The organism is Embleya sp. L77, from assembly GCF_055557415.1.
The window spans coordinates 1,870,580-1,882,132 of sequence record NZ_CM145709.1; the positions used below are offsets into that span (position 1 = coordinate 1,870,580).

An 11,553-nucleotide genomic window follows, 5' to 3' on the forward strand; every position below is an offset into this window, starting at 1 on the left:
GCGACTCCGCAGGGTTGACGCAAATCCGCCCCGGCCGGTGCAGCCGGTGAAACCGGCGCTTGGGTGACGCGGCCCCACGATCGACGCGCAGCGACCATCACCTGGGACCTCAACATCACCCGTGATCTCCGAGATCTCCGAGATCTCAAGTCGCCCCCTCCGCCCACACGGCGCGTAGCCCGGGGGCCCTTCCAGAAGGCAAAGAGGCCGTGGCCCGACCCGCTTTCCCGGGTCGGGCCACGGCCTCATCACGTAACGTGCCGCCGTCGTTCGGCATTTCTACCAGCGGTACCAGCGGCCACGACCACCGCCACTACCGGCCGAGCGGAAGACGAAGCCGAGTGCCCAGACGATCAGCACGATGACAGCAATCCACCACAGTGCTTTCAGTGCGAAACCGGCACCGAAAAGAATCAGGGCAAGAAGCAGGACAACCAGAAGCGGAATCATTGTTTTTACCTCCACCCCACGTGTGCCCCACCTTTTCAAGTACATGCCTCGAAACATGACGGTTTACCGGCAGCATTTCCGGAAAGAAGTCGTCGCCGTTCATGGACGCGAGACCGTCGCGGCCGCCACGAACGCATCGGCCGCCCCGCCCCCAGTTCCAGGCCGCCGACCCACGCGGCACATCCGTCCAGCAGCAGAGACCCCACATCGCGCGAGCCGAGCACTCGACCCTCCCACTGTCACCAACGCGCCCCCCTCACCGCCGCCTCCCCGACGACCGAGAGCCCCTGCCTCACGAGCAGGAAAGCTCCCATCACGTATCCGCTTCGATAGTTGGGCGACCGCCCGAGGCGTTCCGCGGCCAATCTCATCGCCGGCTGCGACGGCCCGGATCGGATCGCCGGCCCAGAGACGCGGTCCGCCGTCGTCGCGAAATACCCCCTCGCCCATTCAAGGCCGGATAAGCCGCCATACCGCCGACCAGCACGCCGACGGCGACCGCGCGAGCGGATAACCCGCGCGGCCGCCGCCGCATCGCCTTGCCGCCTTTCCTTACCGTACTGCCTTACGGAATTCCTTTACCGAATTTCCTCGCCGAATTGCCTCGCCGAACTCCCGGTGGCGAAGCACCGATTCGCTACCCAGCCGGGCAGAACTCCGCAGCCAGCACGCCGTACTGGTTGTACAGCTCCCACATCTCCCAGTCACCGCTCTGGTTCCACGAGATCATGTGCGTCGCATCGGCGTTGGAGTACGTGTAGGTCTTGGAGCCGGGCAGCCCGCCGTTGTGCCCGTACAGCACCTGCTTGCTGCCGTCGCCGCAGGTCAGCGTGCGCTTGGTGATGCCCAGGCCGTACTCGGCGATGCCGATCTTCCAGCTGGGATTGGCGTACCAATTGGTGGGCGCGGTGGCGTCGTTCGGCGACTGCACGTTGCTCAGTGCCGGGTTCGGGATGCACTCCTGCCAGCGGTCGGTGCGCGCACAGCCGAGTTCGGGCACCTTGATGCCCGCCGGGTTGGTGTTGAAGCTCGCCTCCGCGATCATCCGATCGCGGAAGGTGGACGGCAGCAGCGTCTCCGTGGTCAGCAGCGCCTTCATGAACTTCAGCAGGTCGCCGGTGGTCGAGACGACCGCGCCGGTGCCGTATGTGTAGGTGACGTTCTGGTCGCCGGCCGGTCTGCCCAGCCAGACGCCGCCGATTCGCTGCTTCAGGAAGTTGGTCCAGTGCGCGTCGTGCGGCGCGGGCAGGACCGGGTCGCCGTTGCGCGGCAGTGTCGTGTTGGTCAGGCCGATGCGGTTGATGACGCGCTCGGTGAGTGCGTCCTCCCACGACATGTTCGTCTTGGCGGCGATGATCAAGCCGAGCAGCGCGTAGTTGGTGTTGGAGTACTCCATGCCCTTGCCGGGCGCGAACTGCGGGCCGTTGACCGCGCCTTCGGCCACCAGGTCGGCCGGGTTCGGGTACGACGTATTCGGGAACGTCACGGCCGCGTTTGCCTGGAAGGACAGGTCGGCCAGGTAGTCCGCCACGCCGCTGCTCATGTTGAGCAGGTTCTGCACGGTGATCTGCTTCGCCGGGTCGGTCGAGGGGGCGAAGCAGGGGCCGAACAGCCGGCAGCCCTGGCGGCCGTTGGCGTTCAGAATCGGCCCGAGGATGCTGTACACGTCGTCGGTGAGCTTGAGCTTCTGCTCATGCACCAGCTGCATGATCACGACGGCGGTGAACATCTTGGTGTTGCTCGCCGCCCGGAACTTGGCGTCGACCTGACGGGTGGCCGGCGCCGCGTGGTTGTCCACCGAGCCGGTCCACTGCACGCCGTCGATCTCGGTGCGGACGATCATGCCGGGGATCTGATCGGAGCCGTGCCCGGTGCTCACATCGTTGGTGATCAGGCGCATCGCGTCGAGCACACGCTGGTGGTCGCCGCCGGGCGGGGTGGTGGCCTGGACAGGCACTCCGGTGGTCGCGACGAGCACGGCAGCGCAGGCAGCGGCGGCGACCATGCCGCGGCGCAGCGGACCGGGTCTGCGGAGACGGGTGACGTACGTGCGGCGCATGGCGCGCCTCCCTGAAACGGAGGAGAGACGGAGGACGTGCGCACGTTGTCATCACCGGACAATCGCGGTCTTGGAGAATTCCGACAGCATCCGAAGGGACGCCGTCCGTGAAGCCTGCACTGCCGGCTGCCGGCTGCCAACCCCCTGCCGGGGCCGTCCGCATGCCCGTGCACCGGAACCTCATCTCCTGCGCTCTGTGCCGCCCCGCAGGATCATGGAAAGACGGGGGCGCAGGAGGCGACGACCAAACCCAAGGGTCGCCCCGGCCCCGACGGGCTGAGGAAGCGATCGGCGGCTCCCGGTCGTCGTGGGGTCGAGGCAGCGGCGCGGAAGGGTTGCGAAAGCCGGGGATCGACGTTTACGGAGCGTATCCGCCGTCGAGGAGGTCAGATGTACGCCGCAATGACCCAGCCCGTCCGGCTGGAGGCCAGGCTCGAAGCGGAACCGTCCCGCTGGCTGTGGGTGGTGAAGTGGCTCCTGCTGATCCCGCACGCGATCGTGCTGTTCTTCCTGTGGATCGCCTTTTTCGCGGTCAGTATCGTGGCGTTCTTCGCGATCCTGTTCACCGCCCGGTATCCACGCCCGCTGTTCGACTTCAACGTCGGTGTCCTGCGTTGGACCTGGCGCGTTTGGTACTACGGGTACGGCGGGTTGGGCACCGATCGCTATCCGCCTTTCACCCTCGCCGAACACCCCGACTACCCGGCGCGATTCGACATCGTCTACCCCCAACGCCTCTCGCGCGGGCTGGTGTTGGTCAAGTGGTGGCTGCTGGTCCTTCCACAGCTCGTCCTGGTCGGGATCTTCACCGCCGGTGCGTGGCGTTGGGGCGGGCTCATCCCCGCGCTGGTTCTGTTCGCGGGCATCGCGTTGCTGTTCACCGGCCGCTATCCCCGGGGCATCTACGCATTGGTGATCGGCCTCGACCGCTGGGTGCTGCGCGTGGTCGCCTACGAGGCCCTCATGACCGACGCGTACCCACCGTTCCGTCTCGACCCGGGCGGCGCAGAACCCCAACCAGCGCGCCCGAGGCACCCACCGCCGCCACCGAAGCCCGCGACCGACTCCTGCGCGCCATCAGCCGCGAAGCTGAGCACGTCGCAGCCACGCAGCCCGGCCAGGCATCCGCCCCCCTGACGGAACTCGCCCGCGCCTACGCCCTGGTGCCCACCCGAGCCGGCTAAGCCGGTCACTCGATCAGCCTCATCGGCCACGTCCCCACCAACGGCTTCAACGTCGTACCCACGGACTCGGACCTCGTCAACACGGACCAGGACATGAGCTATCAGCCGTCGACCGGAAGGTGACGCGGTAAGCGCGGTAAGGGCGGTAAGGGCGGTAAGGGCGGCAGCGGGGCGCATGCCGCCCCCGACACCAACGTCCGTCACCGAGTTCGCAGCCGGAGCAGCAAGGGTCGGGACCACCACCGGGGCCGTTGGAGCGCCCGTGACCTGACACGGTTGTGCGTAACGGCCAGGACCCGGACCTACGGGTGTGGGAGCGCGGTTCGCTCACGACCGCGCTCCCACACCCGGTCGTTCCGCGTGACGCGGCGTCAGCCCCGCGACTTCGCCCACGCCCACCGCGTGGCCTCATCATGCCGACGTAGTCCACGTCGTCGACCCTGCCGGGCCGCGCCTCGCGTGCAGGGGGGTGTACGTCTGGGGCGTGTCTTCAATCCCCCGCCGAGCACCACGACGCCCGACACCGCACCTCGCCACACCGTAGAAACAGACGAATGGAACCACTACGCACCTGCTTCTCCGATACGCCGATGCAGGGCACCGGACGCTGCGGAGCCCGACAGGGATTGAAGACATGCCTTAGCCGAGTTGGTCTCCGGTGTAGCGGAAGATCACGTTCCCGGCGTTGACCCCCCACACGTTGCCGTCGATGCCGGCGCCGATGTCGCTCAGAGTTCCGGGGATCTTCACCCAGGGGTTGGCGTCGTGATTGGTGAACCGGTAGACGCTGCCGGCGGAGTCCAGGCCCCACACGTTGCTGCGGGATCCGGCGGAGATCCGGACCAGGCTTCCGGTGATCTTGACCCAGTGGTTCGTCGACGCGTCCTGGTCGCCGATGTAGCGGAAGATCTCGTTGCCCTTGTTGACCCCCCACACGGTGCCGTCGGCGGCGACGCCGATGTCGCTGAGGACGCCGGGGATCTTCACCCAGGGGTTCTTGTCGTCGTTGGTGTACCGGTAGATGGAGCCGGCCGAGTCCAAGCCCCACACGGCGGTCCGCGACCCCGCGGAGATGCGCACCAGGCTGCCGGGGATCTTGACCCAGTGGTTCGCGGTCTCGCGGTCGCCGATGTAGCGGAAGATCTCGTTCCCGGCGTTGACCCCCCACACGGTGCCGTCGGCCGCGGCCCCGATATCGCTGAGGACCCCGGGGATCTTCACCCACGGGTTGTTGTCGTCGTTGGTGAACCGGTAGATGCTCCCGGCGGAGTCCAAACCCCACACGATCGTGCGCGACCCCACCGAGATCGCCGTGAAACTGCCGGTGATCGTCTTCCAATCGGCCATGCCGAACCCTCCCCTTGACGACGGACGTTCACCGGATACCTGCGGAGCGCACACCCCGACCAAACGGTCCGACCGTCGAATGGCCGGAACGCTCACCCCGGGTCCGTCCGCCTCCGTACGATCACTCCAGGTACACGAGTCGCCACGCCAAGTGGTACCGGGCGCGGTTTGGCCGAAAGCCCCGTCCCACGAACGAGGGACTGGCCACCCGGGCCCACCCGTGCGTCCCCCGAGACACCGCGCGTGAGCTTTCCGATCAGCGTCGGGCGGCCGGGCACCGTTCGGTGGGCAACGATCGACCACCGATTCCGAAGGATCACATCCCGCGGGACGTCGAGTTCGACCTTCCCGCCCCACCGGACCTCGACGGCGCCAGGCGCCACACCCCGGAGTGGGTGCGCCGCCCGGACCTGGTCGGCGACTGCCCGTCCCCGGACGCGTGGCACCGCGACCTCGACGGCACGTCGCCCGCCTGGGCAGTGCGAGTGGCTCACGAATGGGAGTACCACTTCGCCGCCCACCCCCACGAGGCGATCAACCGACTGCGCGCTACCCCCGGCGACATGGACAACATCGTCCCCACCCTCGAACGCACCCGTGCCCAAGCCATCACCACCGCCCGCCACGAGGTCGACCGGCGCTGCGCGCAGTACCGTCCGCTCGCCCGCAAGACCCGCCGTGTGTGGGGAGTTGGGGCTGACCGACGCCAACGCGCCGACGTGGACACCTACCTGGAAGCGACGACCGCGTGAATCAGCCGCTACCACATCCGGCAAACGCGGACCGTCCGCCGGACCCAGGCATCCCGCGTGCTCCCCCGCACCGGACCCGGACACTTCGACCACGTCCGCACCACCCCGGCCGACCGCGCCCCGAACGACCGGTCCCGCGCCTTCACCCTCGCGACCAGCGGCACCCCCACCGCCCCGGGCCCGCTCGCCGCCCGCGCGGCCACGTTCGACGTCAACACCACCAACGGCAGCGTGCCCGCCTACATCGAGGGCCCCTGCCGGCGCGAGTATCGACCCAGGGCGTGAAAAAGCCCAAGTCAGCGAGCCGACCTGGGCTTCATATCGGGTGGGCACAGACAGACTCGAACTGTCGACCCCTGCTTTGTAAGAGGAAAGCCCACTTCACGTATCCGCCCCGATGTTGCCTGGTCTTACGGGATCTTCCCTGGTCAGCGCGGCATCGGGGCGGCTATCTTTCCCGGTCTTGCCTTGTCCTACCGGATGTTGCTGATGTCTTCCGGCCCCACTACGGCTCCAGTTGAAGCCGCCCCGGTTCGCGACCCACAGCCTGGCGGCGCTTCAGCCCAGGTGGGGCGGCTGGCGAGAAACCGCAGGCACCACATTTCCCACGGCATGCAAACGGCCCTCGATCCCCGGTACTTCGCCGGAGAGAGGGCCGCAGTTACTCGTCTGATTGCGATCTCACGGGCGCGGCCCGCTACGGAATAGGGGCTCGGGCTCACGGTCGAGATGAGTGGGCACCGGGTCGCAGGGGTCGCGATCCGGACGGCAACACGTCACCAATTCCGAGGGAAGCGAGGCCACGCTCCTTCGGCGCCGGAGAAGCAACGAGGCGCCGAGGCGCGAATCGAACCCAACTCTTCTCCCCTCCCGGTGCCGAAGCTTCGCGTGTGACCGCGACGCCGATTCTTGTGCCGAGTGACCCGGCTGTGTCACAACGACCTGCGCGCGCCTTCACCGGTATGGGAGGCGACGTGGGCCGCCTCCCATACCTCCGCGAGGATCCGGCTTTCGATCCCGGTCGCGCGCGCCGCCTGCCGAGGACGGCAACGGCCGCCAACGGGAGGGAGTTCGGCAATCTCACTCAGGCGAGCGTGGGGTTGTTTCGGTGCCGGCTCCACGCAGCCGCGCTTCGATTTCCGCCCGTCTGCGTTGGGCCTCGGACGGGCCTCCAGCAGGAGGCGGCTGGTGGGGGACGCTCCTGAGCGCGGCTCCGTAGGAGTCGGTGATCTTGTGCGTCACCGGCTCCTGGTGGGGAGCGGGCCATACGCACACGAGGTAGTCCTCCTGGGAGGCTCGTGCGAGTAGGTCCGGAGCGATGTCCCGGCCGCGGGCGTGGATCCTGAGGCGATACGTCCCCGGGCCCTGGGGGGACAAGACGGGGAAGGTGTCGGGGGCGCTCGCGGTGAGCCCCGAGACGACCAGGCGTCCGTTGGGTACGGAAAGTGAGACTTCCGCGACCTCGTCCCAGGAGGTGACGTCGAGCGGGGGAACGTGTTCGTGGAGTTGTATCTGAAGTCTCACGCTGCCCGCTGCCGCGCCCGTGTAGATCATGGCGATGCCGGTGTCGACCCCGACCAGGCCGACGTAGGGTTCCGTCCCTGCGAACGGCGGAAATCCGGTGTCGCCCAGCATGAACTGATGGTGGTCCACCGGGACGTCGTCTCGGGCGGAAGTCGTCGGTTCACTCATCCCGACCTCCGTGGCTCGAGTGGGGTGTCATGGATCGATGATGACGACGATGCCGTCGTTGTCGAGGACGCGTTGGTCGACGTACATGGATGCCAGGGCGGAGCCGCCCTGGGAGTTCTGTGTGTCGATGGCCGGTCGTTCGTGCCTCCGGCGAGTCCGGATGCCTGGGCATCGCGACCGGGAGTAGCGTCCGGTGGCTGCGTCCATGGCCGTGGTTGCTGCGGGAAGCGGGCCATGAGCCGCCATACACCCCGCCCCGACCGCCCCGGCTGCGGTGGGCTGGCCGCAGATGCCCTCCAGCCACGTATTTCATACGGAGAGCCGTACGCGCAAATGCGTGCACTGGTCGGAGGTTTCTATGATGCGCCCCGGGGCTCTTCCGGGGCGCATCACACCGTGAGGGGGCGCGGGACCAGCCTTTTGGGTGGTCCCGCCGTCGTAGTGGTGACGAACCCGAAGCTCGTTTCGTAGCGTGCCGATCGGGTTCCGTCCTTCGGGCATGGCTTGCACGCACGTGCCGCTGTGATGGCTATGCCGACAGAACCGTCCGAAGTGTTCGGCGGGTGGCCTCATCGCCGATTGGGATGTGTGGACCGGATCGCCGGCGCGGATACGCAGTCGGTCGACCTTGCGGAACCCCTCGGCCGGCGCCAACAGCGCGGGTTGCAGCCGCGGATCGAGACCCACTCCACGCTCGGGCCCCCTGCCTTCCGGCCGGCCCGTCCCAACATGACCCGGCCCGAAGTCCAGAGCGGGAAGAACGCCCAAACATCGCCACCAGGACCACTTCAGGTCTCCCGGAGCCGTTCGGGAAGAATCGGTTGTCTCTTGGCAAGCCCTAACTGAACGGCGTTGCTTCCAACTCGGGGCGCGGCGATATTGCCGTGCGTCTTACATAGTGAGACTTTTCCGTGGCAGCGGAAAAATCTCAGGTCACGTCTATCGTCCGGACGGGAGTCGAGGCGCGTGATGGAGCCTTGGGGGCTCTCGAACACCAGTGAACGACTTGACGTACGCCATGGCAAGCGTTCCGCACAACGCCGCACGGCGTCTGAACAACGACGCACCGGATCGGTGTACTGACCTGCGGTGGCACCGAAGCATCCGGGCGGATCCGAGGGACCCTCGGGTGTTCGGACATCCTTCGCCGCACACGTGTGAACGCTCATGAACGTCGATCGAACAAATACCTGACTTGGTGTCAGATTCCGTTCGTGGAAACTGCTTCGGCGGCCCGGAACGGCGCTGGACAACCTGGTCGTCCTGCGCGGACTCTGGACCTCTCGGCCCGTCTCCACAGCGCTGGCAGGCGCTCGGCGGCAGCAGTCGGCCGAGTCCGTCCGGACAATCGAACGAGCCACGAGGTGATGGAAAATGCCTGTGCACGTCAATCCCGAACCGTCGCCCCTCGGCGGCCCACCGCTGAGACACCATCGCCGGCGCCTGCCGCAAATCGCCGTGGTGGTCGTGATCCTCCTCATGATTCCGCTTCTGGTACTCGTGGGGCTCGACCCGGCAGTGGCCTCGGCCACCGTGTCCGCAGCCGTCGCGACCGCTGCGCGGTACGGGCGCACATGGGCGCCCCGCAACCGTGCGGTACGTGCCGCCGCCAGTCCCGCCTGAGCCAAGAGCGAGGACTGGTTGCGATGGGCCGACGCGAGGCACCGTTGCCCGACGCACACGACCCGGTCACGGAGTTCGCGCGATCACTGCGTGAGCTTCGTGACCGGTCGGGGCGGCTGCCCTACCGGGCGATGGCGGACATTGGCGGGCGCTCCAGCGCCGCGTTGTGCGAGGCAGCGTCCGGCAGATCGCTGCCGTCATGGAGTGTGACCGAGGCCTTCGTGCTCGCGTGCGGCGGCAACCTCACCGCTTGGCGCTCCCGTTGGGACGGGGCGGCAGCGGTAACGATGGGGCCCGTCTCGGTAGCCGAACTCCGATGCGTTCCGACAAATGACCGTGCTGCTGCGATCGAAGAGTCGCGCCTGGACACGCTGTTGCCCACGGCAGACCGGGTGCGCGATGCTGCGGACCTAGTCGAACTCATGCATGTGCAGAGGGCGTTCGCCGGAAAACCGTCGTTGCGCACGATGGCCGCGCGGGCCCGGCTGTTGGACGGCGTCGACCTACCGCCGAGCACGGTGAGCGGAATCCTCCGTGGCAAGGCGCTGCCATCGCTGGCTGTCTACGAGACGTACGCGCGCGTCTGTGGCGTCGCCCCCCGGGAGATGGGACGCTGGCAGGCCGCGTGGGCGCGGGTCGCGGCCTGGGAGGCACTGGCATTGTCCGGCCGCCGCCCCAGCGCGCCGCAGGACTCCGATGCAGGCCCATCCGGGGAGTGCAACGGGTCCCGAACGTCGCCCCCGCCCGGGCCACCACCACGCACGAGTACAGCTTCGGGCACGGGCGCCGGTCGAAGGAGCGGTAGCGGGACCGGCACGCGTAGCGGTGCACGCAGGACGGGCGGTTCCACGCTCGGACCCGACGCCTATCTGCGCGCGTTCTGTGACGCGCTGGAGGAGTTGCGCCGTGCTGCCGACCTGACGCACGCACAGATCGCCGAACGCGTCGGCCTGGCCGAATCCGTGGTGCGTAAGACGGCCCGCGGCCGCACCCTGCCGACCCGGCATGCCGTGCAAGCATGGGTGTCCGCCTGCAATGGTGATCAGGCGATGTGGCATGACCTGTGGGATCGACTGGTCATGCTGCGCGAGGCAAGCATGCCCGAATCGCGCGGGCCGGGCCCGGAAGCGCCGACCGACACGACCACGACGAACCTCGACTTGTCGATACTCACCTCGGCGACGAATCCGCGCCCGGAGCTGTCCACCGAAGGGGAGCCGCCGGCCTCGCCGTCCCGGACGCCTCGGGCTCGGCCGGTCGATTTGGCCGCGCCGGACGTTCGAGCTGCGTTGGCGAAGCTGCGTGAGCCCTACGCGCGACGCGTGGAGCTTCCGGGAACGGCGCATCCGGGGCCCGCTCCGTCGAAGGAGTTCGCCCGCCACACCGCACACCCGGTTCAGGAGCGGCGACTACCCTCCCCGGCGGTCCCGGAGCGCTTCGGCCCCTATCGCGTCGTCCGCCCGATCGCCGCAGGCGGTATGGGGCAAGTGTTCCTTGCCCGGAGCGCGTCCGGGGTCGAGGTCGCGGTCAAGCGCATGCACCCGCATCTGTGCGTGGACGTCCCCGACATGCGGGCCCGGTTCGCACGCGAGGTCGCTGCGTCGCGGGCCGTCCGAAGCCTCTTCACGGTGCAGGTCGTCGCCGCCGATATGGACGCCGAAGTCCCTTGGTATGCGACGCAGTTCATCGACGGCCCTGGGCTCGACAGTTACGTCGACGAACGCGGCCCGATGGCCGGGCCAATGGCGCTGCGGCTCGGTGTGGCGATGGCCGAGGCGCTCATCGACATCCATTCCGTCAACGTCGTGCATCGGGATCTCAAGCCCTCGAACGTCCTGATCACCGAACAGGGGCCGCGGGTCATCGACTTCGGCATTTCGACACTCGCCGGCCACAGCCAGCTCACGCACACGGGCCATGTGGTCGGGTCCATGGGCTACATGGCACCGGAATGCATCAAGGGCGGCGCCCCGACCACGGCGTCCGACGTCTTCAACCTGGGATTGGTGGTCGCCTTCGCCGCCACCGGCCGCAATCCGTACATGGCGTCCACGTTCGAAGCCACGATGTTCCGGATTACGACGACCGGCCCGGACCTCGACCACCTCGACCCGGCCCTCGGCCCGGTGGTCGGCGCCTGTCTCGACCGAGACCCCGCGGCGCGCCCCGCGCCGGCCGACGTCGTGGACATTTGGGGCTCTCTGCTGTCGGATGGCCCCGGCAACTGGCTGTAGCGGGTCGAGCCGAAAACGAAGGGGCGCCCGCGTTCGGAAGCTCCGCGCCACCGCCGGACCGGCGGGTCGCCGCGTCGACGAGCTTGCAGCCCCGGCCAGCAGCGACGAGCTGCCAAGGCTCCGGAACGTCCGGAGCGGGAAGTCCTCGACGCCTCTCGGGGACCTCGTCGAGTTGGGTCTGGTCTACACGGGCATCGTCGAACACGCTCTCG

Annotated in this window: 8 protein-coding genes; 4 read left to right on the forward strand and 4 right to left on the reverse strand. The window is 68.0% G+C overall.

The features are described from left to right. Positions 1-279: 279 nt before the first annotated feature. Together ACZOOI_RS07525 and ACZOOI_RS07530 are read right to left on the reverse strand one after the other, a co-directional pair. Positions 280-450 carry a DUF5670 family protein gene (locus ACZOOI_RS07525; RefSeq protein WP_020554947.1) on the reverse strand — a complete coding sequence of 57 codons (171 nt, stop codon included), beginning with the start codon at positions 448-450 and terminating at the stop codon, positions 280-282. A 637-nt stretch (positions 451-1,087) separates the two neighbouring features. Further along, positions 1,088-2,509, reverse strand: coding sequence for a serine hydrolase domain-containing protein (locus ACZOOI_RS07530; protein ID WP_465280015.1), 1,422 nt, complete (start codon positions 2,507-2,509; stop codon positions 1,088-1,090). A 390-nt stretch (positions 2,510-2,899) separates the two neighbouring features. Between ACZOOI_RS07530 and ACZOOI_RS07535 the strand changes: the two genes are divergently transcribed. After that, complete coding sequence (locus ACZOOI_RS07535; RefSeq protein ID WP_465280016.1) at positions 2,900-3,646, forward strand: DUF4389 domain-containing protein; 747 nt, start codon at positions 2,900-2,902, stop codon at positions 3,644-3,646. A gap of 686 nt (positions 3,647-4,332) precedes the next feature. Here the strand turns inward: ACZOOI_RS07535 and ACZOOI_RS07540 are convergent. Next, positions 4,333-5,040: a tectonin domain-containing protein gene (locus ACZOOI_RS07540; protein WP_465280017.1), complete on the reverse strand. Its 708-nt coding sequence runs from the start codon at positions 5,038-5,040 to the stop codon at positions 4,333-4,335. A gap of 284 nt (positions 5,041-5,324) precedes the next feature. Here ACZOOI_RS07540 and ACZOOI_RS07545 point away from each other — a divergent pair, with 284 nt between their 5' ends. Continuing rightward, positions 5,325-5,792: a hypothetical protein gene (locus tag ACZOOI_RS07545; RefSeq protein WP_465280018.1), complete on the forward strand. Its 468-nt coding sequence runs from the start codon at positions 5,325-5,327 to the stop codon at positions 5,790-5,792. A 57-nt stretch (positions 5,793-5,849) separates the two neighbouring features. Continuing rightward, complete coding sequence (locus ACZOOI_RS07550; RefSeq protein ID WP_465280019.1) at positions 5,850-6,077, forward strand: hypothetical protein; 228 nt, start codon at positions 5,850-5,852, stop codon at positions 6,075-6,077. A 795-nt stretch (positions 6,078-6,872) separates the two neighbouring features. Here the strand turns inward: ACZOOI_RS07550 and ACZOOI_RS07555 are convergent. Next, entirely contained in the window at positions 6,873-7,484 is a 612-nt protein-coding gene (locus tag ACZOOI_RS07555) for a hypothetical protein (RefSeq protein ID WP_465280020.1), read from the reverse strand. A 1,646-nt stretch (positions 7,485-9,130) separates the two neighbouring features. Here ACZOOI_RS07555 and ACZOOI_RS07560 point away from each other — a divergent pair. Further along, positions 9,131-11,341: a protein kinase domain-containing protein gene (locus ACZOOI_RS07560; protein WP_465280021.1), complete on the forward strand. Its 2,211-nt coding sequence runs from the start codon at positions 9,131-9,133 to the stop codon at positions 11,339-11,341. Positions 11,342-11,553 lie beyond the last annotated feature (212 nt).

What these genes read in the sequence shown, in the direction of transcription:
- ACZOOI_RS07525 (WP_020554947.1), bottom strand. Translation starts at nt 450, where the DNA reads ATGATTCCGCTTCTGGTTGTCCTGCTTCTTGCCCTGATTCTTTTCGGT.
- ACZOOI_RS07530 (WP_465280015.1), bottom strand. Translation starts at nt 2,509, where the DNA reads ATGCGCCGCACGTACGTCACCCGTCTCCGCAGACCCGGTCCGCTGCGC.
- ACZOOI_RS07535 (WP_465280016.1), top strand. Translation starts at nt 2,900, where the DNA reads ATGTACGCCGCAATGACCCAGCCCGTCCGGCTGGAGGCCAGGCTCGAA.
- ACZOOI_RS07540 (WP_465280017.1), bottom strand. Translation starts at nt 5,040, where the DNA reads ATGGCCGATTGGAAGACGATCACCGGCAGTTTCACGGCGATCTCGGTG.
- ACZOOI_RS07555 (WP_465280020.1), bottom strand. Translation starts at nt 7,484, where the DNA reads ATGAGTGAACCGACGACTTCCGCCCGAGACGACGTCCCGGTGGACCAC.
- ACZOOI_RS07560 (WP_465280021.1), top strand. Translation starts at nt 9,131, where the DNA reads ATGGGCCGACGCGAGGCACCGTTGCCCGACGCACACGACCCGGTCACG.